Genomic DNA, 25,722 nt, shown 5'->3' on the forward strand with positions numbered 1-25,722 from the left:
GGAGCGGGCGATGAGATTCGAACTCACGACCCTAACCTTGGCAAGGTTATGCTCTACCCCTGAGCTACGCCCGCTCTGTGAGGGCGGTATTTAGGCCGACAGCCGCAGGGCTGCAAGAGGAAAATCGCGCCGCCTACGCATTTTCCGCCAGCCGCTTGCGCCGCGCCGCGCGCCACAGGTTCAGCATCTCGACGGCCCCGGCAAAGACCATCGCCGCATAGATGAAACCGCGTTCGACATGGAAGTGGAAGCCATCTGCGACCAGGGCCATGCCGACCATGACCAGGAAGGCCAGGGCCAGCATCTTGGTGGACGGGTGATCCTCCACGAATTTCGCGATCGGGGCTGCTGCGACCATCATCACCACGATGGCCACGATCACGGCGGCGATCATCACTTCGATATGGTCTGCGATGCCCACGGCGGTAATGACCGAGTCGAGCGAGAAGACCAGATCGAGCAGCATGATCTGGAAGATGACCGAGGCGAAAACCGCCTTCACCACGGTTTCCTCAGCCGTATGGATGCCGCCTTCAACCTCGTGGAAGATCTCGGTCGAAGCCTTGTAGAGCAGGAAGAGACCGCCCGCGATCAGGATGATATCGCGCCAGCTGATGTCGAGGCCCAGGACGGTCATGATCGGCTCGCTCAGCCCGATGATCCAGGCGATGGACAGCAGCAGCAGGATGCGCAGCACCAGCGCCCCCGTCAGCCCGATCACCCGCGCACGGCGGCGTTGCTCCGCGGGCAGTCTTGCGGCGGCGATGGATATGAAGATGACGTTATCAACGCCGAGCACGATCTCCAGAACGGTCAGGGTCAGGAAAGAGGCCCACACGGCGGGGTCGGAAAACAGCTCGATCATCTGGCAACTCCTTGGATCGGATCGCAGTCAGATAAGCTGTAGCAGGCCCGCTGCAAGTGGTCAGGAGGCGGCCAGCGAAATAATCCACAAAAGGCCCGAGATGGTCACGAAAGAGGCCGCTGTCGTGACCATCAGCGCGGTCGAGGCCAGCAATTCCCGCCCATAGGCCATGGCGATCAATGGGAAGATCGACAGCATCGGACAGGCCGCGTTGATCAGGCCGGCATGGCGGATCTCGTCGGGCAGGGCGGGCAGCAGCATCGTTGCGGCAAGAAAGAACAGCGGATGCAGAACCAGCTTGCCCACCAGGATCACCCCCATCGGCGCGGCCATGTCGCGGGCACTGGCAAGCGTTGCGGCGGCAACGGTGCCACCCACGGCAAAGAGCGCAACAGGCGAGGCGATCGGGCGCAGCATCTCGATGGGGCGCAGGATCGGCTCGGGCAGGGTCAGGCCGGACAGGGAATAGGCCAGAGCGACAATGATCGACAGGACCAGTGGATTCTTGATCAGCCCCTTGAGGCCCTTGAGAAACCCCTGCAACGGTGTGCTTGCGCTGCGCTCACCTGCATCTGCCACCGCCAAAGCCAGCGGAATCAGGATCACGTTTTCCAGCAGCATCACGGTGGCGAAGATCGTCACGGCAAGGTCAGGGTAGAGGATGGACAGCAACGGAAACCCCACGAAGGCCGAGTTGGAACCCACCATGCCAAGCCCCACCACCCCCAGCATCGACCAGCGCGCCCGGAAAACGAGGCGCCCCACAAGGATGCAGGTCGCGAACAGCGCCAGAGAAGCCGACAGGTAGACCGCGAACAGCCCCCAATGCAGTGTTTCCGACGGGGTCGCGGTGCCCACGGCCAGGAAGATCAGCGCGGGCAGGGCGAACCGCACCACGAACGTGCCGATGGCCCTGATATCGGACCCGGCGAAATAGCCGGTTCGAACGGACAGGAAGCCAAGCCCGATCAGCAGGTAGATGGGCAGGGTGATGGTCAGGATCGTCGCCAAGGGGTCGGTCTCTGCGGATAGTTGCCTTGTGCAGCATCGCAGATTGGCGGCGTGCCTGCCAGTGGCCTTTCGGACGCGCTCAGATCACCGCGCGGATGATATTGGACAGGCTCGCGATCAGGATCATGCCAAGCGTCAGCGCCATGCCCCAGATGCGTGCGGGCACGATCTGCGGTGTGGACCCGAAGCCGAACGCATGCAGCACCCGGCCCAGAAGCAACGTCACCCCAAGCCCGTGAACGGCCCAGGTGGGTGCGCCCTGAAGCTCTGCGCCGAACAGAAGGATCAGCCCGATCGAGGCATATTCCACGCAATTGGCCTGCACCCGCATGGCCTTTGACAGGGCCTTTTCCCCGCCATCCCCGACCGACACCTTGTGGTGACGCCTGAGGCTGATCACCCGGATGCTGAGGTGAAGAAACAGCAGGCCCAGAAGCCCTGCATAAAGCGGCGCAATCATATCCATATCCCGTCCCATCCGTCAGTAGTGGCTCACGTCCTGCGCAGGCAGGGTGAAGTCCTCGAAATGCACCACCACCCTGTCCCCGTTCGTCAGGATGATGCCATAGGCCCCCGGTTCGTCTACCGAATGGCCGCTGCCTTCCTGACCCAGAATCATGGGCATTTGATGGCAGGGGCTTTTGAAAACAGTGATCGGCAGGCCGTCGACGGAGGCGGTGATCGTGCGATGGATGTGCCCGGCGAAGACATGTTTGACCTGCGGATAGGCGGTCAACACCCCGCGCAATTCTGCCGCGTTCATGAGGCCGATGTGATCCATGCCCGAAAATCCGGTGTCGAAGGGCGGATGATGCAGGAAGACAAGGCAGGGTTTCGTGTCCGCCTCCAGTTCCCGGACAAGCCAGGCCAGCCGGGTAGGGCAGAGATGGCCCGCATGCTCCACCGCCGGGGCCGTTTCATGCGTGTCGAGGCAGATCAGCCTGATATCGCCCAGATCAATCGCGCTTTGGACAAATCCATCCGCATCGGTTGGCGCGTCCGGAAAGGCCGCGCGGAACTCCGTTCGCGTGTCATGATTGCCGATCATCAAGGTGACGGGCCAGAGCAGGTCCGCCAGCAGTGGTTTCAGCCGGGCATATTCCTGTGCAGAGCCGTGGTGGGTCAGGTCGCCCATCAGGACGATCCGCTCCGCATCCGGGTGAATCCGAGCAGCATGGGCCAGCCCCGCCGATAGCCGCGCACCGGGGTCGAGGCCAATGATGGTCTCGCCTTCCGGCGTGATGTGCAGGTCTGTCATGACGAGGATCTTGGCCATGGAATGCTCCGCGCGTCTTGGCGTCGATTGCAGCGTCCCCGGCAGCGTTGCGCAAGCCCAAATGCACCTGTCGCGGCGTCAGTCCGTCCCGGTTTCGACCTTGCGCACATGGGGGAAATCGCCGGTGGCGATATAGGCCTCTTCATCCGGCGTGGAGGGGCGTCTGAGGATCGGGTTGCGATGCGGGTGGCGGCCGAACCGTTCCAGCACGCCGCGCACCGTCCTGTTCTGGGTGCGGAACGCATCGCCCATCCCGGCAATCGGTTCCGGCAGCTTTAGGATGATCCGTTCGATCAACTCATCCAGCAGGTCCATGCGGTGCAGGTGGTCGGGGCCTTCGCAATGGGAAATGGAGATCACGAAAAACGCCTGCTCCCAGGGGGCGAGCCGGTCGAAATCACCGTTGGCGATGCCGTCCAGCGCCAGTCGCGCGGCCTTGATGTCCTGCGCATAAGCCGCGGGCGTATCGCGCCAGAGCGAGCGGGGAAACTGGTCCAGCGCGATGATCAGCGCCAGCCGCCCGCGCGCCGTGTCGGCCCAATGGTCCAGTTCGCCACGGGCGGCGGCAAGCGTCAGGTCGGCAAAGTCGCGGATGATGACCTCATCCATGCCGCCCTGCATCCGTTCGTTCCAGAAGGCGGAATGGGAGTCCGGGTTCGTCTCGTGGCCCGTTTCGGGGAACCAGAAGTCAAGGACTTGATCCGGTGTGAACAACAGCGCGCTCCTGCAATGTGACAGGGTCGAACTCTTGCATGCACGGGCTCGGCCACCAAGCTCAATTCACTCAGGATGTGGCCTTTTTGCAAAGCCCGCCAGCGGTTAGTCAGGCAGATGCGGTATCCGTGGGGGGCAGGTCCGGTCGCCCGATCAGAATCCGGGACCGCCGGTGGTGGTGGCGTCGAAATTGTCCAGCCCCCAGAATTCATCGCCGATGCCCTGGTTGGCATTGGACTGAAGCTCGAACTGGATATCCGATGTCGGTTCGTCCACGGTCACGCGCACGGATGCCACGGAATCGTTCCAGCCGCCATTGCCGCCAAGCGCGACCGACGCGACCTCTACCGTTGCCTCGACCGTCGTGCCGTCAAGCTGCGGGATGTCGAATGTCATGCTGTTGCCACTGGCCAGCGCCACGGCAACAGGCACGCCGTTGAGCGAGATCGTGGCGGTGTCGGTGCCCCATTGGGCGCTGTTGTCGAGGCTGTCGCCCGCAACCAGATCGAATTCCATGATCGCGTTCGTGGCCCCCTCGGCGACTTCCACGAGGAAACCCGTTGCCTCACCGGGGCCAAGGACCAGCAATTCGCCCAGTTCACCGCCCATATTTCGGACCGATCCGCCAAGCCAGCCGGGGGCATTGCCGCCAGAGAAATCGAAAGATCCGACCGAAACCCTGCCATTGCTGAACATGTTCCAGTTGTTGGAGGACAGTTCGGCGTTGATGTCGCCGGACAGGTCTTCGACGCCGCTGCTCACCACGGACATCGTTGCGATGCCAAGGCCGACAACGCCGGCAGCCAGAACGGTCATGTCGACTGTCACGGCACCGCTTTCGTCGTACCAGAATTCGGTTCTCAGGGTCATGTTTATCACCTCGTCACTGCGCGATTGACGGGCAACATAACAATAAAAAGTGATTAGAAATGGACGGAGAAAGGGCGCCGCAATGTCGGGCGCCCTTTTTTATTAGTCCAATTCGACCAGCAGATCCTTGGCGTCGATCTGGCCGCCGGGCGTCACATGGATGGCCTTGACCACGGCATCGCGGTCGGCATGGATGCCGGTTTCCATCTTCATCGCCTCGATGGTCAGCAGCATGTCGCCCTGCTTGACGGCCTGACCGGCCTGAACCGCAACCGTGGCCACGACGCCGGGCATAGGTGCACCCACGTGGTTGGGGTTGCCAAGCTCGGCCTTCGGGCGTTTGGCGGTCGAGGCCTGTGCCTTGCGGTTGGGTACGCGCACGGTGCGGGGCTGGCCGTTGAGCTCGAAGAAGACCTTGACCTCGCCATCCTCGTTGGTCTCGCCCACGGCCTGCAACTGCACCACCAGCGTCTTGCCGGGGTCGATCTCGGCCTCGATCTCTTCGCCGGGCTGCATGCCATAGAAGAAGGTCTTGGTCGGCAGGGTGCGCACCGGGCCATATTCCGCATGACGGGCCCGGTAGTCGGTGAAGACCTTGGGGTACATGAGGTAGCCGTTCAGGTCCTCATTATCGACGGGTTCGCCTACCTTCTCGATCAGCTCCTTGCGGGTGGCCTCCAGATCGACCGGCGGCAGGTGCTTGCCCGGGCGTTCGGTATTGGGCTTTTCGCCCTTCAGCGCCTTCTTGAGGATCGTGGCGGGGAAGCCGCCCGGTGGCTGGCCCAGATTACCGCGCATCATGTCGATGACGCTGTCGGGGAAGGCCACATCGGTTTTGGGGTCTTCCACCTGCGCGCGGGTCAGGCCTTGGCTGACCATCATCAGCGCCATATCGCCCACCACCTTGGAGGACGGCGTGACCTTCACGATATCGCCGAACATCTGGTTCACGTCGGCATACATCTGCGCCACTTCGTGCCAGCGTTCCTCCAGCCCGAGGCTGCGCGCCTGCGCCTTGAGGTTGGTGAACTGCCCACCCGGCATTTCGTGCAGATAGACCTCGGAGGCGGGGGCCTGTAGGCCGCTCTCGAAGGCCGCGTACTGGCCGCGCACCGCCTCGAAGTAGTCGGAGATCTCGCGGATCGCCTTGATGTCGAGCCCGGTGTCGCGCTCGGTATGGCGCAGCGCCTCGACCACCGTGCCAAGGGTCGCCTGGCTGGTGTTGCCGCTGAAGCTGTCCATCGCACAATCGACCGCATCCACGCCCGCATCAGAGGCCGCGAGAATGGTGGCCGAGGCAATCCCCGCCGTGTCATGGGTGTGGAAGTGGATGGGCAGGCCGACCTCTTCCTTCAGGGCCTTGATCAGGATTTTTGCGGAGGCCGGTTTCAGCAGTCCCGCCATGTCCTTGAGACCCAGAACATGCGCGCCCGCGTCCCGCAGGTCCTTGCCCATGGTGACGTAATACTCAAGATCGTACTTCGCCCGATCCGGGTTCAGGATGTCGCCGGTATAGCAGATCGTGCCCTCGCAAACCTTGCCGCTTTCGACGACCGCATCCATCGCCACGCGCATGTTCTCGACCCAGTTCAAACTGTCGAACACGCGGAAGACGTCGACGCCGGTTTCGGCGGCCTGCGCCACGAAGCTTTGCACCACGTTGTCAGGATAGTTTGTGTAGCCCACGCCATTGGAGGCGCGCAGCAGCATCTGCGTCATGATGTTGGGCATGGCCTTGCGCAGGTCGCGCAGGCGTTGCCACGGGCATTCCTGCAAGAAGCGGTAGGCCACGTCGAAGGTCGCGCCGCCCCAGCATTCCACGCTGAACAGCCCCGGCAGGTTCCCGGCATAGGCGGGCGCGGCCTTGATCATGTCGATGGACCGCATCCGGGTCGCCAGCAGCGACTGGTGCCCGTCGCGCATGGTGGTGTCGGTGATCAGAAGTTGTTTCTGCGCCGCCATCCAGTCGGCCACGGCCTGCGGGCCCTTTTCATCCAAGAGCGTCTTGGTGCCCGGCGCGGGCGCGGCCTTGGGGGCAGGGGCCTTGGCCGGTTTCAGGTCGGCCTTGGGCTTGGCGCGGCCCTCGGTCTCGGGGTGCCCGTTCACGGTGATATCGGCGATATAGGTCAGGATCCGCGTCGCGCGGTCGCGCTTGGGGCGGAAGTCGAACAGCTCCGGCGTCTCGTCGATGAACTTGGTCGTGTACTGGTAGTTCAGGAACGTGGGGTGCTTCAGCAGGTTTTCCACGAAGGCGATATTGGTGCTGACGCCGCGAATGCGGAACTCCCGCAGCGCCCGGTCCATCCGCGCGATCGCGGCCTCGGGCGTCGGGGCCCATGCCGTTACCTTTTCCAGCAGCGAGTCGTAATACCGCGTGATGACCGCGCCCGAATAGGCGGTGCCGCCATCCAGACGGATGCCCATGCCGGTGGCGCCGCGATAGGCGGTGATGCGGCCATAGTCGGGGATGAAGTTGTTGGTGGGGTCCTCGGTCGTCACCCGGCACTGGATCGCGTGACCGTCGAGCTTCACGTCATACTGGCTGGCCGTGCCCGTGGCCTCGACCAGCGATTTGCCCTCGGCAATCAGGATCTGCGCGCGCACGATGTCGATGCCGGTCACTTCCTCGGTGACGGTATGTTCCACCTGAACGCGGGGGTTCACCTCGATGAAGTAGAAACGCCCCGAGTCCATATCCATCAGGAACTCGACCGTGCCCGCGCATTCGTAATTCACATGCTCGCAGATCTTCTTGCCGAGCAAGCAGATTTCCTCGCGCTGCGTGGAAGACAGGTACGGCGCAGGGGCGCGTTCCACCACCTTCTGGTTGCGCCGCTGGACGGAACAATCGCGCTCATAAAGGTGGTAGATCGACCCGTGCTTGTCGCCGAGGATCTGCACCTCCACATGGCGGGCGCGGGTGATCATCTTTTCGAGATACCCTTCGCCGTTGCCAAAGGCGGCCTCGGCCTCGCGCCGACCCTCGCGGACCTTCTCTTCCAACTCGTCGGCGTTCAGGATGGGCCGCATCCCGCGCCCGCCGCCACCCCAGGAGGCTTTCAGCATCAGCGGATAGCCGATCTCTGCCGCTTCCGCGCGGATCGCGTCCATATCGTCGCCCAGAACCTCGGTCGCGGGGATCACCGGAACCCCCGCCTCGATGGCCACGCGCCGGGCGCTGGCCTTGTCGCCAAGCGCGCGCATGGTCTCGGCCTTGGGCCCGATGAAGGTGATCCCATTCGCCGCGCAAGCATCCACGAATTGAGGGTTTTCCGACAGCAGCCCATAGCCCGGATGGATGGCATCAGCGCCGCATTCCTTGGCGACACGGATGATCTCGTCGATGGACAGGTACGCCGCAACCGGCCCCAGACCTTCCCCGATCTTGTAAGCCTCATCAGCCTTGAACCGGTGCAAGGACAGCTTGTCCTCCTCGGCGTAGACCGCCACGGTGCGTTTGCCAAGCTCATTGGCGGCACGCATGACTCGGATCGCAATCTCACCCCGATTGGCAATCAGGATCTTCTTGAAGTCGGCCATGAACATTCCCCTCTGTTCTGGATGGCGCGGACGTTAGGCAGAAATTGCTGCGCTGCCAACATAATTGTTGCCGAAATGTTGCAAGAGCGGCGATAGCGCTAACAGTTCTATATTTTACAGTGGCTTGAAGACGTGTGTCATTCCGCTGCAAACCGTGGTTCGAGAGTGACCCTAGCAATGAAAATTGCGAATCCCACGCGGGAAACGACCTGTTGCGCCGCGTGATCGACCTGTTAGCGCTGAACAATCCTAGCCGGTCCGAGGCACCACCAGCCGCCCGGAAAGGTCCGACAGGCGCTGTGCTCCGATCTGCCCCATGCAGGAGATCATGTCCTTCACCAACAGCGCATGCAAATGCAGCGGACCGGCCTCTCCCAAAGCTGCCAAAGCATAATGCCAGGCCCGCCCCAGCATCACGAAATCCGCCCCAAGCGCCAGCGCCCGCATGATATCGAGCCCGCCCTCGATACCACTGTCGAAGATCAGCGGCAGGCAGGTGGCGGCGCGGATTTCCGGCAGCGCGTCGATGCTGGCCCGCGCCCCGTCAAACTGGCGGCCCGCATGGTTCGACACCCAGATCGCATCGACCCCCGCCGCCTCCAGCCGCTCCACCGTGGCAGCCTCCATCACGCCCTTGACCACCAGTTTCCCCTGCCACAGCTCGCGCAAACGGCCCAGGTAGTCCCAATCGGGCGAGGTCCGGATCAGATAGCCCACATGGGCGGTCTGCGGCAGGCTGGTCTTCTGCTCCGCATAGCGATCGAGCGTCCGCATCCGCGGCATGCCTGTTTTCAGCATCCCCATGGCCCAGGCCGGGCAGCGCATCACCTGCGCCAGCAAGCGGGGTGTCAGGCGCGGCGGATTGGTCAGCCCGCCGCGTGTCTGCCGTTCCCGGCGAGAGGCGACAGGCACATCCGCCGTCAGCACCAGCGTGTGAAACCCCGCCTCCCACGCCCGTGCCAGCATGTCCGCCAACACCTCGGGCGCGCGCGGCGGGTAGAGCTGGAACCACCCCATGCCGCCTGCCTCCGGCCCTACGGTTTCCGGCGTCTGACTGGCCACGGTGGAGAGCCCATAGGGAACCCCCACGGATCCGGCAAACCGCGCCAGCCGCTTTTCGGCATCGGGCCAGATCACCCCCGACATGCCCACAGGCGCGATGCCGAAGGGCACGGCATAGTCCCGGCCCATCAGCGTGCAGGACAGATCGGGCGTAAACTCCCCTGTCAGGATCGCGGGATGAAACAGGACCCGATCCAGCGCCGCCCGATTGCGCGGCAGGACCGACTCCGTGCCCGTGGCGGAATCGAAAAACTCCCAGACGAAATGCGGCACCCTGCGCCGTGCCTGCGCCTTGAGGTCGGAGATCGCCGGATATGTCTGGTCCAGATCCATGCCCAGACAAAACCCGGGCCAACGCCCCCTGTCCAGCCCGTTCCCCTTCATCTTGGCAAAAATACCTCGGGGGTTTGGGGGCTGGCCCCCAAGCGGGCGATGAGGCTGACCCGAATGGGGCGGGTGAAGAGCGCGCCCGCGCCGCGACGATGCCAATCGGCGCAAGACCCGCCATAAAACACTTGCGAACGGACCGTGAACAATACTTTAACTCAACCGTGGCTTGGTCTAGGCTCGTTCACATGGATATTTTCGACGATGAAGAGGCCTTCTCGGCCGCCTCCCTCTCGCAACGCGCCATGGCCGCGCGGCCCGCGCCCTATCTCGACGGGCTGAACCCGCCGCAGCGCGAGGCGGTGGAAACGCTGGATGGTCCGGTGTTGATGCTGGCGGGGGCCGGGACGGGCAAGACCCGCGCGCTGACGGCCCGCATCGCCCATCTTCTGTCCACCGGCAAGGCGCGCCCGAACGAGATCCTCGCCGTGACCTTCACCAACAAGGCCGCGCGCGAGATGAAGACGCGGGTGGGCGCGCTGCTCGGCCAGCCCGCCGAGGGGATGCCCTGGCTCGGCACCTTCCACGCGATCTGCGTCAAGCTTCTGCGCCGTCATGCGGAACTGGTGGGGCTGAAGTCGAACTTCACTATCCTCGACACGGACGACCAGGTCCGGCTGATGAAGCAGCTCATCATCGCCGAGAATATCGACGAAAAACGCTGGCCGGCCCGCGCGCTGGCCGCGATCATCGACAAGTGGAAGAACCGCGCCTGGACCCCGGAAAAGGTGCGCGCGGGCGAGGCCGGGGCCTTCAACAACCGCGGCGTGGAGCTTTATGCCGCCTATCAGCAACGCCTGAAATCCCTCAATGCCTGCGATTTCGGCGACCTGCTCTTGCACATGGTCACGATCTTCCAGACGCATGACGACATCCTCCAGCAATACCAGCGCTGGTTCCGCTACATCCTGGTGGACGAATACCAGGATACCAACGTTGCCCAGTATCTGTGGCTGCGGCTTCTGGCGCAGGCGCACAAGAATATCTGCTGCGTGGGCGATGACGACCAGTCAATCTATGGCTGGCGCGGGGCGGAAGTGGGCAACATCCTGAAATTCGACAAGGATTTCCCCGGCGCCAAGGTGATCCGGCTGGAACAGAATTACCGGTCGACCCCCCATATCCTCGCCGCCGCCTCGGGCGTGATCGCGGGCAACAAGGGGCGGCTTGGCAAGGAGCTGTGGACCGAGGCGGAGGAGGGCGAGAAGGTCCGCCTCATCGGCCATTGGGACGGCGACGAGGAGGCCCGGTGGGTCGGCGAGGAGATTGAGGCGATGCAACGCGGCACCCGCGGTCTGGCCCCGATCAGCCCCGACGGCATGGCGATCCTCGTGCGCGCCAGCCACCAGATGCGCGCCTTCGAGGACCGGTTCCTGACCATCGGTCTGCCTTATCGCGTCATTGGCGGCCCGCGCTTCTACGAGCGGATGGAGATCCGCGATGCCATGGCCTATTTCCGCCTCGTGGTCAGCCCCGAGGACGATCTGGCCTTTGAACGCGTGGTCAACACCCCCAAGCGCGGGCTTGGCGACAAGGCGCAGCAGAAGATCCAGATGGCGGCGCGAACCAATGGCGTCTCGCTGCTGGAAGGGGCGAAAGTGCTGCTCGCGGCCAAGGGGCTGACCGGCAAGGGCGCCAAGGAATTGCAGCGCTTTGTCGAGGGGATCGAGCGTTGGCGCACCCTGATGATGGGGCCGATGCGCGCAGTCGGGCCGGTGGATGACCTCATAGAAGAGGACGTCCCGCAGGGCACGCTCAACCATGTCGAGTTGGCCGAGATGATCCTGGAGGAATCGGGCTACACCGAGATGTGGCAGAACGACAAGACGCCCGAGGCACCGGGGCGGCTGGAAAACCTCAAGGAACTGGTGAAGGCGCTGGAGGGGTTCGAGAACCTGCAAGGCTTCCTCGAACATGTCAGCCTCATCATGGACAACGAAAGCGACGAGACCGAGGAAAAGGTCACACTGATGACGCTTCATGCCGCGAAGGGGCTGGAATTTCCCGCCGTCTTCCTGCCGGGGTGGGAGGATGGGCTGTTCCCAAGCCAACGTGCCATGGACGAGGAGGGACTGAAGGGCCTCGAAGAGGAACGGCGGCTGGCCTATGTGGGTATCACGCGGGCCGAGGAGATCTGCACGATTTCCTTCGCAGGCAATCGCCGGGTCTACGGGCAATGGCAGTCGCAACTGCCCTCCCGCTTCATCGACGAATTGCCCGAGAATCATGTGGAGGTTCTGACGCCGCCGGGGCTGCATGGCCACCAGCGCAGCACGCAGGACTATGGCCGTTCGGGGCTGGAGGAGCGGGCGATGCGGGCCGATGTCTATAATTCCCCCGGCTGGAAACGGCTCCACGCCAACACTGGCGCACGCGGCACCAGCCAGCCCCGCGAATCGCGCAATTTCACCATCGACGCGCAGGCCGAGGCAGCCTTCACCATCGGCGAGCGGGTTTTTCACCAGAAATTCGGCTATGGCCGGGTGGAGGGCGTGGAAGGCGACAAGCTGGTGATCGCCTTTGACAAAGCCGGCATCAAGCGCGTGGTGGGCCGGTTTCTGGTGGCCGCCGATCAGGCGGATGACGTGCCGTTCTGAGCGTCAGTGCATCAGAATCGGCACCAGCGACGCGACCAGCAGTAGCGCCATCACGATATTGAAGGCCCTCAGCCGCGCGCCGGTGCCGAGGAAGCGTTTGACCTGCACCCCCATCCAGGCCCAGACCCCGACCGAGGGCAGATTGATGCAGGCAAAGATGACAGCGACCATCAGCGCGCCGGTCCAGCCTGCGCCCTCGGGGGCATAGTTGGTCTGCGCGGTGATCGACATGAAGATCGCCTTGGGGTTCACCCACTGGAACGCTGCGGCCTGAAGGAAGGTCAGGGGCGTTCCCACGGGCTGGCCCTCTTTCGGCGGCGCGGCATTGGCGATCTTCCACGCCAGCCACAGCAGGTAGGCGGAGCAGAGCACCGTCAGCACGATCCTGACCACCGGGAAGCTTTCGAATACCTGAACCAGCCCAAGGCCCAGGATGAAGGTCATGAACCCGTGGCCCAGGCTGACACCCGCCATATGGGGCAGGGTGCGGCGCAGGCCGAAATTTGCGCCCGAGGCCATCAACATCAGGTTATTGGGCCCCGGCGTGATCGAGGTGGCAAGCGCATAGCCCATGAGGGCGAGGATCAGGTCTTGTGTCATGGCGCTGACGTTAGGCCGCCTGTGGCGAAATGTAATTGCAAAGTGACGCTTTCAGGCGCAAATTGTGCAAGGAATGACGAAGATTGACGACAAAGACCGCCAGATATTGCACGAATTGTCCCGCGACGGGCGGATCAGCAATCTGGAACTGGCCGCCCGCGTGGCCCTATCGCCCTCGGCCTGCCTGCGGCGGGTGCAGGCGCTGGAGGCGGCGGGCATCATCACCGGCTATCGCGCAGTGCTCGATCCGGTTAAGATGGGCGTGGGCTTCACCGCTTATCTGACCGTCGGTCTGGGAGAGCATTCCAAGCGCGCTCAGGAGGCGTTCGAACGCGCCATTTCCCGCAGCCCCGAGGTGCGCGAGTGCCACAACATCACCGGCAACGTGGAATATCTGCTGCGCGTCGAAGCGGCGGACCTTGTGGCCTACAAGCGCTTTCACACCGATGTTCTGGGCGACATCCCGCAGGTGGCGACGATCACGACTCATGTGGTCATGGCCTCGCCCAAGGACGATCGCGCCTGATTTAGCTTCCAGCTCTGAAAAACGAAAAAGGCGGTGACACCCAGGGAGGAGGAGGGGTGTCACCGCCAGATCTCAGCGTCCTGAAAGGGAGGAGGAGGGACGCCGAACTATGGGGCCGTTTGGTAAGGGAGGAGATCCGCCCGGCCCGTATTTTGTGAGGCGGCGGCGCCAGGGAGGAGGAGAGGCGCCGCCGCGTCATGACGGGCCCTGGGGGAGGAGTCGGACCCGTATGCGCTGCCCCGTCGGGGGCGGAATATCGGGCGGCGACACCGGGGAGGAGGAGAGGTGTCGCCGCCAATCTACGGACCTAAGGGAGGAGGACGGTCCGTAACTGGTGCCCCGTCAGGGGCGGTATGTCGGGCGATGACACCAAGGGAGGAGGAGGTGCCACCGCCAGTCTACGAACCCTCAAGGGAGGAGGAGAGGTTCCGTATCCTGTCTGCCCGCGAAGGGCCTTGTCTTTCGGCGGCGGCGCCAGGGAGGAGGAGAGGCGCCGCCGCGGGGCTGCCGGTAAAAGGGAGGAGGAAACCGGCAGTGTTCTATGTCGTGTCGGTCAGTCGGTCTGACCGTAGGCCGCCTCATGCGCAATGGCGCGGATGGAGGCTCGGGAAATACCCAGGTCGTTCAGGTCGCGGTCGCTCAGCTCGCGCAGTTCGGTCAGCGTGTTGCGATAGATGCGCCATGCGGCATATGCTTCTGCGGCTTGCTCGCGGATTTCTGCGAAACGGTCCAGCAGCGAGAGCGAGCCGGTGTGGGTTTGAGTTGCGTAGGCCATATGCCTTGATCCTTCAGTCGGTTGGTCCGGCGGTCAGCGTCGCGTCGTTCTGGCGGCGATCCGTGTCGGCCCGTGTTTGTTTCGATGATCAAAAAATATCGCAATGCTGCGCCTGCACAATCCCCGAGTTCATCAATGCTGCCATGCAGAAAGCGCATAACGTGGACGTAAGCTGCTCAAATTGCAGGCTTACCTTAGGTCAACCCTGCCTAAAACTATATGCTGACTGAATCTTTTAGGGGGGGTGCATGGATGGGCAAAGCGTCCTATCTGTTCGACAAGAAACGCGCTGCAACAGGAAAGGGCCAGATATGAGCCAGACTCGCGAAACGATCCTCGCCGCACTGGACAAGCTGTCGTTGCCCGATGGTGGTACGCTCGTCAGCCGCGATATGGTCCGGGCCTTGCAGATCACCGACGGCAAGGTCGCTTTCGTGATCGAGGCTCCGTCGCCGGAAGACGCGCGCCGTCTGGCTCCGGTGCGCGATGCGGCAGAGGCCCTGGTCAAGGGCCTGCCGGGGGTAGAGAGCGCGACAGTCGCCCTGACCGCACATGGCCCTTCTGCCAAGCCCGCGCCGGGGCAGGGGGAACCGCCGAGCCTGAAGATCGGCGGCCATCCGAAGCCGCAGCAGGGGTCCATGAAGCCCGCCACGGTGAAAAGCATCATCGCCGTGGGATCTGGCAAGGGGGGCGTGGGTAAATCCACCGTGTCCTCCAACCTCGCCGTGGCGCTGGCGCGGCAGGGGCGCAAGGTGGGGCTGCTCGATGCCGATATCTATGGTCCCTCGCAGCCGCGCATGATGGGGGTGAACAAGCGCCCCGCCTCGCCCGACGGCAAAACCATTCTGCCGCTGCACAATCACGGGGTCACGCTGATGTCGCTCGGCTTCATGCTGCCAGAGGATCAGGCGGTGGTCTGGCGTGGCCCGATGCTGATGGGGGCGTTGCAGCAGATGCTGACACAGGTGGAATGGGGCGATCTGGACGTTCTGATCGTCGACCTGCCGCCCGGCACCGGCGACGTGGCCATGACGCTGTGCCAGAAATCCGAGGTGACGGGCGCGATTGTCGTCTCCACCCCGCAGGACGTGGCGTTGCTGGATGCCAAGAAGGCGATCAACATGTTCCAGACGCTTAAAACCCCGATTCTGGGGCTGATCGAGAACATGTCGGTGTTCCATTGCCCCAATTGCGGGCACGAGGAACATATCTTTGGCCATGGCGGCGTGCGATCTGAGGCGGATCGGATGGGCGTACCCTTCCTTGGGGAGCTGCCGATATCGCTGGAAACCCGGCTGGCGGGCGATGGCGGCACCCCGATCGCGGCGGGTGAAGGGCCGATGGCGGAGGCCTATGCCAGCCTTGCCACCCGACTCGTCGAGGGCGGATTGGCCTGACAAGGGGGCTGCCCCCACGGACGGAAAAACATGGGAATTGCCCCCGGATCGCCCCGCGACCGGGGGTTTTTCGTGGAAATCTGGAAAAAAATCCCATGCCCTGTGGCGCAAGGGGCACAGCCATATCTTGTGGTTTGATCGTCAAACCCCACTCCATCTGCGCAAATTGGAGCGATCTCACCCCCAAGATGCTGTGTTTTGGGGTGGCTCTTGGCAAGATCTGGGGAATTTTCCCATAAAAAGGGATTGATTGGGAAAACATTCCATGAGACAACAATCACACAGCAAACGAGATGACCGGGACCAAGGCGACAGACCAAGGACCGGAAAACAAAAAACGGCAGTTTCATACAGGCAATCTCATTCGCTGACATAGAGAGATCCGGCGCGCGGGCAGAGCAGACATCCCCCCCCCAGGTAATGCGCGCGTAGTCGGACACCCCAGAAATGGGACGAGGGCGGCGGATTGAGCAGTGGCAGCTTGCTCGATCCGCCGTTGTCCTTTCGGGGACATGAACGAGGGACAGGTAAGGACGGGGACAGTGGAGCGCAGGTTTCAGGGCGAAAGCCTGAACAAGGTAGACGGAAAGGGCCGGGTGTCGATCCCGGTCAAGTTCCGTCGTGTGCTTCAGAATTCCGACAGCGAATACACCCCCGGCGGCGCGCCGCGCCTCTATATCGCTTATGGCGACCCCAAGAAGAATTACCTCGAATGCCTCTCCGGCGACGCGTTTGACGAGATCGACGCGATGATCAAATCCGTTCAGCGCGGCACGCCGCTGCGTGCGGTGCTGGAGCATTTCTACTACGCCAAATGCGAGGCGACGACGGTTGACGATACCGGCCGCCTCGTCCTGCCGCCCGCTGCGCGCGACAAGATCGACCTTGGGGCCGAAGCCTTGTTCCAGGGCAAGGGCGACCAGTTTCACATCCTCAACCCCGAGGCTGGCAAGGACGCCGAAGACAATATCGAGGCGCTTCTGGCCTCGCTCGGACAGGGCGATTTCTTCGATCCGCTCAGCCTTGTGGGCCAGTCCGCGGGTGATCCGGAATGACCGGCGGCGCGGCATCCGACACACCGGCAGCCGAGCCCCATATCCCCGTGCTTCTCGATGCAATCCTGAATGCGGTCGCGCCCGTCCGTGGCGTCTGGCTCGATGGCACGTTCGGCGCGGGCGGCTATTCCCGTGGGTTGCTGGCGGCGGGGGCCGACCGGGTGATCGGCGTGGACCGCGATCCGCTGGCCTTCCAGATGGCAGCCCCCTGGGCGGCGGAGTATGGCGACCGGCTGATCCTTGTGGAAGGCACGTTTTCGGACCTCGACCAGCACGCGGCCAAGGCCGGGTTCCCGCAGCTCGATGGCGTGGTGCTCGATCTTGGCGTCTCCTCGATGCAGCTCGACCTGGCCGAGCGCGGCTTTTCCTTCATGCGCGACGGGCCATTGGACATGCGCATGGGGCAGGCGGGACCGTCGGCGGAAGACCTGGTGAACGACGCGCCGGAAGGCTCCCTGGCAGACATCCTTTTCCACTATGGAGAAGAACGCGCCGCGCGCCGGATCGCCAAGGCGATTGTCAGGGAACGGGCGGAAACCCGCATCAACACCACCCTACAGCTGGCTGAAATCGTTGAAAAATGCCTGCCGCGCGCCAAACCGGGGCAAAGCCATCCCGCGACCCGCAGCTTCCAGGCGATCCGCATCGCGGTGAATGACGAATTCGGGCAGCTGGCCGATGGTCTGATGGCCGCCGAACGCGCCCTTGCGCCGGGTGGGCAACTGGCCGTGGTGACCTTCCACTCGCTGGAAGACCGCATCGCCAAGCGCTTCCTTCAGGACCGGGCCAGTTTCGGCGGAGGGGGCTCGCGCTATGCGCCCGAGGCCGCCGCCCGAGACCCCGGTTTCACCTTGACCCCGCGCCGGGCCATTGCGCCCGATGCCGAGGAGATTGCCCGCAATCCCCGCGCCCGATCCGCAAAGCTGCGCGTCGCGCGCCGCACCCATGCACCTGCAATGGCCCCGGATGGAGACATCCTCGGTCTGCCCCGCCTGTCGGAGATCCTGTAGCCATGCGCGGTTTCCTTACCTTCCTTGCCGCTGTCGCCGTGGTCGCGCTCGGATACTGGGCCTATCACCAGAATATCCAGACGCAGCAGGCCCTGCGCGAGGTGGAGCGTCTGCAACGCGCCATCGTGGTGGAACGCGAACGCCTTGGCGTTCTGCGCGCCGAATGGGCCTATCTCAATCGCCCCGACCGGCTTCGAGAGCTGGTGGACCTGAATTTCGAGCGCCTGAACCTTCTGCCCATGACCCCCGACCAGTTCGCGGTGATGGATGAGGTGATCTGGCGGCCGGAGACACCGGAGCCGCTAGAGGCGGAGGTCGAAGACATTCTCTTCAGCGCCTCGGAAGGGGAGGATACACCATGACCGACCCCCGCCGCATTGCCCTGCGCCCGCTGGCCCGCATTCTGGAGGCCCGCCAGAAAGGCGAGAACCCCGACGCGATCGAACGTGAAAACCTGCGCCTGAGGCACGAGCAGCAGCGCGACCGCCTGCGCCAGCGCGCCGAGAGCCGCCTTCTGGTGCTGGCAATCTGCTTTTTCGCGGCCTTTACCGCTGTCGGGGTGAAGATGACCGCGCTGGCCTCGTCCGAAGCGGCAGAGCCGCGCAGCGCCACCTCGGGCAGTTCGATCATTTCCACCCGCGCCGATATCGTGGACCGTCAGGGGCGGGTGCTGGCCACAAACCTTGTGACCAACGCGCTCTATGTGCATCCGCACGAGCTGATCGACCCGGAGGCCGCCGCCGCAGGCCTCGCCGCGATTTTCGACGATCTGGACGAGGCCACTTTGTTGCGCCGCTTCTCTTCCGGGTCGCGCTTCATGTGGATCAGGGGTTCGATCTCGCCGGAACAACAACAGCTTGTTCATGATCTGGGCGAACCCGGCCTGCTCTTCGGCCCGCGCGAGATGCGGCTTTATCCCAACGGGGCCGTGGCGTCCCATGTGCTTGGCGGGGCGCGGTTCGGCGAACAGGCCGTCAATGCCGCCGAGATCATCGGCGTGGCCGGTGTCGAGGCGCATTTCGACGAAGAATTGCGCGATCCGGCCCGTAACGGGGAGGCGCTGGAACTGTCGCTGGACCTGACCATTCAGGCGGCGGTCGAGGAGGTTCTGGCCGGCGGCATGACGATCATGAACGCGCAAGGTGCCTCTGCCGTCCTGATGGATGCCCATACCGGCGAGGTGATTTCACTGGCGAGCCTGCCCGATTTCGACCCGAATGCCCGGCCAAGGCCCCTGCTGGAAGGTGACCCGTCGCAAAGCCCGCTCTATAACCGGGCGGTGCAGGGCGTGTACGAACTGGGGTCCACCTACAAGCTTTTCACCGTCGCGCAGGCGTTGGAGGAGGGGCTGGTCAACACCGAAACCATGATCGACACACAAGGCCCGCTGCGGATGGCGGGCTTCTCGATCAACGATTTCCACGACTACGGCCCGCGCCTGTCGGTGCGCGATGTGCTGGTGCAGTCCTCCAATATCGGCACCGCGCGGCTGGCGCAGATGATCGGGGCAGAGCGACAGCAGCAGTTTCTCGGGCGGCTTGGCCTTCTGGAAGCGCTCGACTTCGAGATGATCGAGTCGCGGCAGGGACGCCCCCTTTACCCGTCGAACTGGGGGCAGCTTTCGACGATGACGATCTCCTACGGTCACGGCATTTCCGCCACGCAGCTGCATCTTGCGGCGGCCTATGCCACGATGGTCAATGGCGGCACATTGGTGCGCCCGACCCTGCAACGGCAGGCGGAACCGCAACTGGGTGAGAGGGTGATTTCCGAGGAAACCTCGATGGCGTTGCGCGAAATGCTGCGCGCCGTGGTGGCGGAGGAAGAGGGCACCGCCAACCTTGCCGAAATCGCGGGCTACGAGGTCGGCGGCAAGACCGGTTCGGCGGACAAGCCCAACCCCAATGGCGGCTATTACGAAGACCGGGTCATCGCCACCTTTGCCTCGGTCTTCCCGTCGAACGATCCGCAATATGTTCTGGTGGTCACGCTGGATGAACCCTCGATCTCGGTTCTGGGCGAAACCCGCCGCACCGCGGGTTGGACGGCCGTGCCCGTCGCGGCAGAGGTCATCCGCAGGGTGGCGCCGCTTTTGGGCCTGCGTCCGCAGACCGTTGATCCCGAGCTTGCCTATAGTCTATCCAGCGCATCACAATAACATGTGACTCGCGGGCGTGGACCCGGCAGATATTGGGGGGCAGATGGCGTCCGACACGAAACCGCTTTCGGCGCTAGGACTGACCGCGACGCGCGGCGGCGATGCTGTGGTGACCGGCGTGTCACTGGACAGCCGCGATGTGGAACCCGGCCATTTGTTCGCAGCCTTGCCCGGTACGCGGGTCCATGGGGGCGAGTTCATTCAGTATGCCCTGCGCCAGCGGGCGGGCGCGATCCTGACCGACCGAGCCGGGGCCGAGATTGCGGCAAAGGAACTGGCGGGCGCGGAGGTCGCCCTCGTGGTGGTCGAAGACCCCAAGGCCGCTTTCGCCAATGCCTGCGCGCTTTGGTTCGGGGCGCAGCCCGAAACCATGGTCGCGGTGACCGGCACCAATGGAAAGACCAGCGTGGCGAGCTTCACCCGGCAGATCTGGGCCGCGCTTGGCCATGAGGCCGCCAATATCGGCACCACCGGAGTCGAGGGCGCGTTTTCCGCCCCCGGTATCCACACCACTCCCGATCCGCTGACCCTGCACCGGCTGTTGGCGGATATGGCGGCGGCGGGGATTACCCATTGTTCAATGGAGGCGTCGTCCCACGGGCTCGACCAGCGGCGGATGGAGGCGGTGCATCTGGCGGCGGCGGCCTTCACCAATTTCACCCAGGATCACCTGGACTATCACGGCACGATGGAGGCCTATTTCGACGCCAAGGCGCGGCTCTTCACCGAACTGCTGCCCGAGGAATCCACCGCCGTCATCAATCTCGACGACCCCAAGGGCGCGCTTCTGGCCGATATTTGCGAGAGGCGAGAGATCGAGGTGATCACTGTCGGGCAATATGCAGAGGACGCGCGGCTGAAGATCACCGGGCGGCGGATGGATGAGACCGGGCAGGATGTGCTCTTCCGCTGGCAGGGCAGCAGCTATCAGGTGCGGCTCGACCTTATCGGTGCGTTTCAGGCGATGAATGTGCTGACGGCGGCGGGGCTGGTCATCGGCGCGGGCGAGGAACCGGCAGAGGTCTTTGCCGCGCTTCAACAGGTGCAGGGCGTCCGGGGCCGGATGCAACTGGCCGCGACCCGCGAAAATGGCGCACCGGTCTATGTGGATTATTCCCACACGCCCGACAGTATCGAAACGGCGCTGAAGGCGCTGCGCCCGCATGTGATGGGGCGGCTGGTGATCGTTTTCGGCGCGGGCGGCGACCGCGACCGGGGCAAGCGGCCCCTGATGGGCAGGGCGGCGGCGGAACATGCCGATGTGCTGATCGTGACCGACGACAATCCCCGCAGCGAGGACCCCGCCGCGATCCGGGCCGAGGTGATGGCGGGCTGTCCCGAGGCCACCAATGTGGGCGACCGGGCCGAGGCGATCCTGCGCGGCGTCGATGCGCTCGGTCCCGGTGACGCACTGCTGATTGCGGGCAAGGGGCATGAAACCGGGCAACAGGTGGGCGACGTGGTCTATCCCTTTGATGATGTTGAACAAGCCTCTGTTGCCGTGGCCGCGCTGGAGGGCCGGATATGACCGCGCTCTGGACCGCATCTGAGGCCGCCGCCGCCACGGGTGGATTGGCGCAGGGTGATTGGTCTGCAAGCGGCGTTTCCATCGACACGCGCACGATCCGGCCGGGCGATTTGTTCGTCGCGCTGAAGGCTGCCCGTGACGGGCACGAATTCGTGGCGCAGGCGTTGGAGAAGGGGGCAGGCGCGGCGCTGGTCAGCCATGTGCCCGAGGGCGTGGCCGGTGACGCGCCGCTCCTGATCGTGCCGGATGTGCTTGCGGCGTTGGAGGCGCTCGGCGCTGCGGCCCGCGACCGGACAAAGGCCAAGGTGATTGCCGTCACCGGGTCCGTCGGCAAGACCACCACCAAGGAAATGCTGCGCACTGCGCTCTCGGCCCTTGGCAGGACCCACGCCGCCGAGGCGAGCTACAACAACCACTGGGGCGTGCCCCTGACGCTGGCCCGTATGCCCGCCGATACCGAGTTCGCCGTGATCGAGATCGGCATGAACCACCCCGGCGAAATCGCCCCCCTGTCGCGTATGGCGCGGCCTCATGTGGGGGTGATCACCACGGTGGCTGCCGTTCATCTGGAGGCCTTCGAGTCCGTCGAGGGCATCGCCCATGAAAAGGCCGCGATCTTCGAGGGGCTGGAGCCGGGCGGCATCGCCGTGATCAACGCCGATCTCGACACGACGCCCATCCTGCGCGCCAAGGCCGACGCACAGGGCGCACAGGTGATCGACGTAGGTGAAACCGGTTCGGTGCGGCTGGCCGAAGTCACCCTGACCGACAGTGCCACCGTGGTGAAAGCCGCGCTTCACGGCACCGACCTGCTGTTCAAGCTCGACGCGCCGGGGCGGCATCTGGCACAGAACGCGCTGATGGTGCTGGCGGTTGTGAATGCGCTTGGCCGTGACATGACGCGGGCCATGCTGGCGCTCGGGTCCTGGCAGCCGGTGGACGGGCGCGGGCGGCGCGAACGGATCGTGCTGAATGATACCGACGAACAGGCGGTGGAGCTGATTGACGACGCCTTCAACGCCTCGCCCACGTCCATGGCCGCAAGCCTTGAGGTGCTGGCCGCCGCAACACCGCAGGGCAGGGGACGGCGCATCGCGGTCCTTGGCGACATGCTGGAACTGGGGCCGACCGGGCCCGATCTGCATGCCGGGCTGGCCACGCTGCCTGCGCTGGACAAGATCGACGTGGTCTGTACCTCCGGCCCGCTCATGGCGCATCTCGACGCGGCCCTGCCTGCCGCGAAACGCGGACCCCATACGGAAACCGCCGAGGAGATGGCCCGCCTTCTGCCCGGTCTGCTCTGGCCCGGCGATATCGTGCTGATCAAGAGCTCCAAGGGCTCCAAACTCTCGCTGGCGGTTGACGGCTTGCGAAAATTGGGCCAAGCGGCCCGTCAAAGCAAAGAGGACCCCCGCTAGATGCTGTATTGGCTGAACGAGCTGTCGGATGGCGGCGACTTTTTTAACCTGTTTCGGTATATCACCTTCCGGGCAGGCGGGGCCTTCTTCACCGCATTGGTCTTCGGCTTTGTCTTTGGGCGGCCGCTGATCAATCTTCTGCGCAAGAAATACCAGAACGGCCAGCCGATCCGAGAGGACGGCCCGGAAAGCCATCTGGAAACCAAGGCAGGCACGCCGACCATGGGGGGCTTGCTGATCCTGGCCGCGCTGACCCTGTCCACGCTGCTATGGGCACGGCTCGATAACCCCTATGTCTGGCTGGTGCTGCTGGTGACGGTCGCCTTCGGGGCCATCGGGTTCGTTGACGACTACGCCAAGGTCAGCCGCAATTCGACGGCTGGCGTGTCGGGCAAGGTGCGCTTTGGCCTGGGGCTGGTGATAGCCGCGATTGCGGGCGGGGTGGCGATGTATGTGCACCCGGCGGACCTGTCGGGGCAACTGGCCTTTCCGGTCTTCAAGGAATTGCTGCTGAACATGGGATATGTGTTCATTCCGTTCAGCATGATCGTGATCGTCGGCAGCGCCAATGCGGTGAACTTGACAGATGGTCTGGACGGGCTGGCCATCATGCCGGTGATGATTGCCGCCGCCACTTTGGGCGTCATCGCCTATGCCGTGGGCCGGGTCGACTTCACCGAATACCTTGACGTGCATTATGTGCCCGGCACTGGCGAGTTGCTGATCTTCACCGCCGGTCTCATCGGTGGCGGGCTCGGCTTTCTGTGGTATAACGCGCCGCCTGCCGCCGTCTTCATGGGCGATACCGGGTCGCTGGCCCTTGGCGGCGCGCTTGGCGCGATTGCGGTCTGCACCAAGCACGAGATCGTTCTGGCCATCGTCGGCGGGCTCTTCGTGGCCGAGGCTTTGTCGGTCATCATCCAGGTGCTCTACTTCAAACGCACCGGTAAGCGCGTCTTCCTGATGGCCCCCATTCACCATCATTTCGAGAAGCGCGGATGGGCCGAGCCGCAGATCGTGATCCGCTTCTGGATCATCTCGCTGATCCTGGCGCTGATCGGGTTGGCTACGCTGAAGCTGCGCTGATGGCACCGGTCAGGGACAGGGGCGCGATGATCCGGGGAATGGCGCCGGTTCTTGACCCTTCGACCTGGCATTTCGGGACCGTGACGGATGTGTCGGTTATCGCCGGGACCAGCCCTTTGGCGACATTCGTCGAAGAGGAGGGCCTGTCGCTGATCCTGTCGGAGGCAGACGCGACAGCGTCGGGATTGCCCACGGATATGCCCATGGCGCGGATCACCCTGACGGTTCATTCGGCCCTGGACGGGGTGGGGCTGACCGCCGCCGTGGCTACTGCGCTGGCGGATGCCGGCATCCCCTGCAACATGGTGGCCGCCTTCCACCACGACCACGCCTTCGTGCCGCTTGCAGACGCCCCCCGTGCGCTGGCAATACTGAAGGCGCTGGCGGATGCGGAGGGTGCGGCATGATCCCGGTTCAGGGTGTCGAGGGGCAGAAGGTTGCGGTTCTGGGGCTAGGGCGGTCGGGCCTGTCCGCCGCGCGGGCCTTGCGGGCTGGCGGGGCCGATGTGGTGGCTTGGGATGACGGCGCCAAGGGGCGCGAGGCGGCAGAGGCCGAGGGCTTCGCGGTTGCCGACCTGACCCGCCAAGGCGCGCTGGAGGGCTGTGCGATGCTGATCACCAGTCCCGGCATCCCGCATCTCTACCCCGCACCGCATAAGGCGATTGCGGCAGCCTATGAGGCGGGTGTTCCCGTCGACAACGATATCGGGCTCTTCTTCCGGTCGCTCGCCGCGTCGGGATGGGAGGAGTTGGACACGCCGCCCCGCGTCATCGCGGTGACGGGCTCGAACGGGAAATCCACCACCTCGGCGCTCATCGCCCATATCCTGCGGGAAAACGGCACGCCTGTGCAGCTTGCGGGCAATATCGGGCGCGGGGTTCTGGATATTGATCCGCCTGCGGATGGCGAGGTGATCGTGCTGGAGCTGTCGAGCTACCAGACCGAGCTGGCCCGCGCTTTGACCCCCGATGTGGCTGTTTTCACGAACCTTTCCCCCGATCACCTGGACCGGCACGGCGGCATGGGCGGCTATTTCGCGGCCAAGCGGCGGCTCTTTGCCGAGGGCGGGCCGGATCGGGCGGTGATCGGCGTCGACGAGCCAGAGGGCGCGTTTCTGGCGGGGCAGATGAGCGAGGGCAATGGCGACGGGCGGCTGATCCGCGTGTCTGCGTCGCGCAAGCTGAGCGGGCCGGGCTGGAATGTCTTTGCGCGCAAGGGGTTTCTGGCCGAATGGCGCAAGGGGCGGCAGGTGGGGTCGATTGATCTGCGCGGCGTTCCGGGATTGCCGGGGGCGCATAATCATCAGAATGCCTGTTGTGCCTATGCCGCCGTTCGGGCGCTTGGGGTGGCGCCCCGGATTGTCGAGAAATCTTTCCATTCTTTCAAAGGCTTGCCGCATCGTTCTCAGCTGATTGCGGAAATTGGGGGCGTGACATTCGTCAATGATTCCAAGGCCACGAATGTGGATGCGGCGGCCAAGGCGCTGGCGGCGTTCCCGCGCATCCGCTGGATCTGCGGCGGGTTGGAAAAAGATGGCGGGCTGGAGGCGTTGAGACCGGCTTTGGGATCGGTGGTGAAAGCCTATGTGATCGGCCGGGAGGCGGAGAAATTCGCCCTGCAACTGACTGATACGGAAGTGGAAATCTGCACCACCATGGAATTGGCGGTGACCCGCGCGGCGGCCGAGGCGGAGCCGGGCGAGGTGGTGTTGCTGGCCCCGGCTGCGGCCAGTTTCGACCAGTATGACAATTTCGAACAGCGCGGCGAGGACTTCGCCCGGCAGGTGGCGACCCTGGACGCCTGAGGGCCCGAAAAGAGGGGGGTGCCCCCCGTACACCCCCTGTACA

The 25,722-nt window shown here is 64.1% G+C and carries 22 protein-coding genes and 1 tRNA gene; 12 read left to right on the forward strand and 11 right to left on the reverse strand.

The genetic code is table 11. The annotated features are described in order from the left end of the window. Positions 1-2 precede the first annotated feature (2 nt). The 9 genes from RBB16_RS17445 to RBB16_RS17485 form a co-directional block, all read right to left on the reverse strand. Positions 3-74, reverse strand: a tRNA-Gly gene (locus RBB16_RS17445). Between the two features lie 59 nt (positions 75-133). After that, positions 134-865 carry a TerC family protein gene (locus RBB16_RS17450; protein WP_306047367.1) on the reverse strand — a complete coding sequence of 244 codons (732 nt, stop codon included), beginning with the start codon at positions 863-865 and terminating at the stop codon, positions 134-136. A 60-nt stretch (positions 866-925) separates the two neighbouring features. Further along, the gene (locus RBB16_RS17455) at positions 926-1,876 is read right to left on the reverse strand and encodes an AEC family transporter (RefSeq protein ID WP_306047368.1); all 951 of its coding nucleotides are present in this window, start codon (positions 1,874-1,876) and stop codon (positions 926-928) included. A gap of 79 nt (positions 1,877-1,955) precedes the next feature. Then, a complete protein-coding gene (locus RBB16_RS17460) occupies positions 1,956-2,342 on the reverse strand; it encodes an MAPEG family protein (RefSeq protein WP_071690236.1) in 387 nt (128 codons plus the stop codon). Positions 2,343-2,357: 15 nt separating this feature from the next. After that, on the reverse strand, positions 2,358-3,152 hold the full coding sequence (locus tag RBB16_RS17465; RefSeq protein WP_306047369.1) for a phosphodiesterase: 795 nt from the start codon (positions 3,150-3,152) through the stop codon (positions 2,358-2,360). Between the two features lie 78 nt (positions 3,153-3,230). Further along, a complete protein-coding gene (locus tag RBB16_RS17470) occupies positions 3,231-3,866 on the reverse strand; it encodes a DUF924 family protein (protein ID WP_306047370.1) in 636 nt (211 codons plus the stop codon). A gap of 153 nt (positions 3,867-4,019) precedes the next feature. Then, the gene (locus tag RBB16_RS20715; protein ID WP_371931264.1) at positions 4,020-4,736 is read right to left on the reverse strand and encodes a Flp family type IVb pilin; all 717 of its coding nucleotides are present in this window, start codon (positions 4,734-4,736) and stop codon (positions 4,020-4,022) included. 102 nt (positions 4,737-4,838) lie between these two features. Beyond that, positions 4,839-8,276: a pyruvate carboxylase gene (locus tag RBB16_RS17480; protein WP_306047371.1), complete on the reverse strand. Its 3,438-nt coding sequence runs from the start codon at positions 8,274-8,276 to the stop codon at positions 4,839-4,841. Between the two features lie 249 nt (positions 8,277-8,525). Beyond that, positions 8,526-9,671, reverse strand: coding sequence for an alpha-hydroxy acid oxidase (locus RBB16_RS17485; RefSeq protein ID WP_306047372.1), 1,146 nt, complete (start codon positions 9,669-9,671; stop codon positions 8,526-8,528). Positions 9,672-9,913: 242 nt separating this feature from the next. Here RBB16_RS17485 and RBB16_RS17490 point away from each other — a divergent pair, with 242 nt between their 5' ends. After that, positions 9,914-12,322 carry an ATP-dependent helicase gene (locus RBB16_RS17490; RefSeq protein ID WP_306047373.1) on the forward strand — a complete coding sequence of 803 codons (2,409 nt, stop codon included), beginning with the start codon at positions 9,914-9,916 and terminating at the stop codon, positions 12,320-12,322. A gap of 3 nt (positions 12,323-12,325) precedes the next feature. On the opposite strand, the gene RBB16_RS17495 is transcribed toward RBB16_RS17490, so the two are convergent. Then, positions 12,326-12,922, reverse strand: a complete 597-nt coding sequence (locus RBB16_RS17495) for a LysE family translocator (protein WP_306047374.1) — start codon at positions 12,920-12,922, stop codon at positions 12,326-12,328. Positions 12,923-12,995: 73 nt separating this feature from the next. On the opposite strand from RBB16_RS17495, the gene RBB16_RS17500 reads away from it, so the two are divergent. Continuing rightward, entirely contained in the window at positions 12,996-13,448 is a 453-nt protein-coding gene (locus RBB16_RS17500) for an Lrp/AsnC family transcriptional regulator (RefSeq protein WP_306047375.1), read from the forward strand. A 553-nt stretch (positions 13,449-14,001) separates the two neighbouring features. Here RBB16_RS17500 and RBB16_RS17505 read toward each other — a convergent pair. Further along, a complete protein-coding gene (locus tag RBB16_RS17505) occupies positions 14,002-14,223 on the reverse strand; it encodes a DUF1127 domain-containing protein (RefSeq protein ID WP_306047376.1) in 222 nt (73 codons plus the stop codon). Positions 14,224-14,534: 311 nt separating this feature from the next. Between RBB16_RS17505 and RBB16_RS17510 the strand changes: the two genes are divergently transcribed. The 10 genes from RBB16_RS17510 to murD all read left to right on the forward strand — a co-directional run bounded on the left by RBB16_RS17510 (position 14,535) and on the right by murD (position 25,679). Then, positions 14,535-15,620, forward strand: a complete 1,086-nt coding sequence (locus RBB16_RS17510; RefSeq protein ID WP_306047377.1) for an Mrp/NBP35 family ATP-binding protein — start codon at positions 14,535-14,537, stop codon at positions 15,618-15,620. A gap of 542 nt (positions 15,621-16,162) precedes the next feature. Further along, positions 16,163-16,675, forward strand: a complete 513-nt coding sequence (locus RBB16_RS17515) for a division/cell wall cluster transcriptional repressor MraZ (protein WP_071690249.1) — start codon at positions 16,163-16,165, stop codon at positions 16,673-16,675. Then, on the forward strand, positions 16,672-17,685 hold the full coding sequence (gene rsmH / locus RBB16_RS17520; protein WP_306047378.1) for a 16S rRNA (cytosine(1402)-N(4))-methyltransferase RsmH: 1,014 nt from the start codon (positions 16,672-16,674) through the stop codon (positions 17,683-17,685). Before RBB16_RS17515 ends, rsmH begins: the two co-directional genes overlap by 4 nt. 2 nt (positions 17,686-17,687) lie before the next feature. Beyond that, positions 17,688-18,047: a cell division protein FtsL gene (locus RBB16_RS17525; protein ID WP_071690251.1), complete on the forward strand. Its 360-nt coding sequence runs from the start codon at positions 17,688-17,690 to the stop codon at positions 18,045-18,047. After that, positions 18,044-19,843, forward strand: a complete 1,800-nt coding sequence (locus RBB16_RS17530; protein WP_306047379.1) for a penicillin-binding protein 2 — start codon at positions 18,044-18,046, stop codon at positions 19,841-19,843. Before RBB16_RS17525 ends, RBB16_RS17530 begins: the two co-directional genes overlap by 4 nt. A gap of 43 nt (positions 19,844-19,886) precedes the next feature. Continuing rightward, positions 19,887-21,371 carry a UDP-N-acetylmuramoyl-L-alanyl-D-glutamate--2,6-diaminopimelate ligase gene (locus RBB16_RS17535; protein ID WP_306047380.1) on the forward strand — a complete coding sequence of 495 codons (1,485 nt, stop codon included), beginning with the start codon at positions 19,887-19,889 and terminating at the stop codon, positions 21,369-21,371. Beyond that, on the forward strand, positions 21,368-22,789 hold the full coding sequence (murF, locus tag RBB16_RS17540; protein WP_306047381.1) for a UDP-N-acetylmuramoyl-tripeptide--D-alanyl-D-alanine ligase: 1,422 nt from the start codon (positions 21,368-21,370) through the stop codon (positions 22,787-22,789). The genes RBB16_RS17535 and murF overlap by 4 nt, the downstream gene beginning before the upstream one ends. Next, positions 22,790-23,875: a phospho-N-acetylmuramoyl-pentapeptide-transferase gene (gene mraY, locus RBB16_RS17545; protein WP_306047382.1), complete on the forward strand. Its 1,086-nt coding sequence runs from the start codon at positions 22,790-22,792 to the stop codon at positions 23,873-23,875. Further along, complete coding sequence (locus RBB16_RS17550) at positions 23,875-24,282, forward strand: ACT domain-containing protein (RefSeq protein ID WP_371931265.1); 408 nt, start codon at positions 23,875-23,877, stop codon at positions 24,280-24,282. Before mraY ends, RBB16_RS17550 begins: the two co-directional genes overlap by 1 nt. Beyond that, positions 24,279-25,679: a UDP-N-acetylmuramoyl-L-alanine--D-glutamate ligase gene (murD, locus tag RBB16_RS17555; protein ID WP_306047384.1), complete on the forward strand. Its 1,401-nt coding sequence runs from the start codon at positions 24,279-24,281 to the stop codon at positions 25,677-25,679. Before RBB16_RS17550 ends, murD begins: the two co-directional genes overlap by 4 nt. Positions 25,680-25,722 lie beyond the last annotated feature (43 nt).

Origin of the sequence: Nioella sp. MMSF_3534, assembly GCF_030732985.1 — a bacterium.
Classification (GTDB): domain Bacteria; phylum Pseudomonadota; class Alphaproteobacteria; order Rhodobacterales; family Rhodobacteraceae; genus Nioella.

What these genes read in the sequence shown, in the direction of transcription:
- RBB16_RS17450 (WP_306047367.1), bottom strand. Translation starts at nt 865, where the DNA reads ATGATCGAGCTGTTTTCCGACCCCGCCGTGTGGGCCTCTTTCCTGACC.
- RBB16_RS17460 (WP_071690236.1), bottom strand. Translation starts at nt 2,342, where the DNA reads ATGGATATGATTGCGCCGCTTTATGCAGGGCTTCTGGGCCTGCTGTTT.
- RBB16_RS17465 (WP_306047369.1), bottom strand. Translation starts at nt 3,152, where the DNA reads ATGGCCAAGATCCTCGTCATGACAGACCTGCACATCACGCCGGAAGGC.
- RBB16_RS20715 (WP_371931264.1), bottom strand. Translation starts at nt 4,736, where the DNA reads ATGACCCTGAGAACCGAATTCTGGTACGACGAAAGCGGTGCCGTGACA.
- RBB16_RS17480 (WP_306047371.1), bottom strand. Translation starts at nt 8,276, where the DNA reads ATGGCCGACTTCAAGAAGATCCTGATTGCCAATCGGGGTGAGATTGCG.
- RBB16_RS17485 (WP_306047372.1), bottom strand. Translation starts at nt 9,671, where the DNA reads ATGGATCTGGACCAGACATATCCGGCGATCTCCGACCTCAAGGCGCAG.
- RBB16_RS17490 (WP_306047373.1), top strand. Translation starts at nt 9,914, where the DNA reads ATGGATATTTTCGACGATGAAGAGGCCTTCTCGGCCGCCTCCCTCTCG.
- RBB16_RS17495 (WP_306047374.1), bottom strand. Translation starts at nt 12,922, where the DNA reads ATGACACAAGACCTGATCCTCGCCCTCATGGGCTATGCGCTTGCCACC.
- RBB16_RS17500 (WP_306047375.1), top strand. Translation starts at nt 12,996, where the DNA reads ATGACGAAGATTGACGACAAAGACCGCCAGATATTGCACGAATTGTCC.
- RBB16_RS17505 (WP_306047376.1), bottom strand. Translation starts at nt 14,223, where the DNA reads ATGGCCTACGCAACTCAAACCCACACCGGCTCGCTCTCGCTGCTGGAC.
- RBB16_RS17510 (WP_306047377.1), top strand. Translation starts at nt 14,535, where the DNA reads ATGAGCCAGACTCGCGAAACGATCCTCGCCGCACTGGACAAGCTGTCG.
- rsmH (WP_306047378.1), top strand. Translation starts at nt 16,672, where the DNA reads ATGACCGGCGGCGCGGCATCCGACACACCGGCAGCCGAGCCCCATATC.
- RBB16_RS17525 (WP_071690251.1), top strand. Translation starts at nt 17,688, where the DNA reads ATGCGCGGTTTCCTTACCTTCCTTGCCGCTGTCGCCGTGGTCGCGCTC.
- RBB16_RS17530 (WP_306047379.1), top strand. Translation starts at nt 18,044, where the DNA reads ATGACCGACCCCCGCCGCATTGCCCTGCGCCCGCTGGCCCGCATTCTG.
- RBB16_RS17535 (WP_306047380.1), top strand. Translation starts at nt 19,887, where the DNA reads ATGGCGTCCGACACGAAACCGCTTTCGGCGCTAGGACTGACCGCGACG.
- murF (WP_306047381.1), top strand. Translation starts at nt 21,368, where the DNA reads ATGACCGCGCTCTGGACCGCATCTGAGGCCGCCGCCGCCACGGGTGGA.
- mraY (WP_306047382.1), top strand. Translation starts at nt 22,790, where the DNA reads ATGCTGTATTGGCTGAACGAGCTGTCGGATGGCGGCGACTTTTTTAAC.
- RBB16_RS17550 (WP_371931265.1), top strand. Translation starts at nt 23,875, where the DNA reads ATGGCACCGGTCAGGGACAGGGGCGCGATGATCCGGGGAATGGCGCCG.
- murD (WP_306047384.1), top strand. Translation starts at nt 24,279, where the DNA reads ATGATCCCGGTTCAGGGTGTCGAGGGGCAGAAGGTTGCGGTTCTGGGG.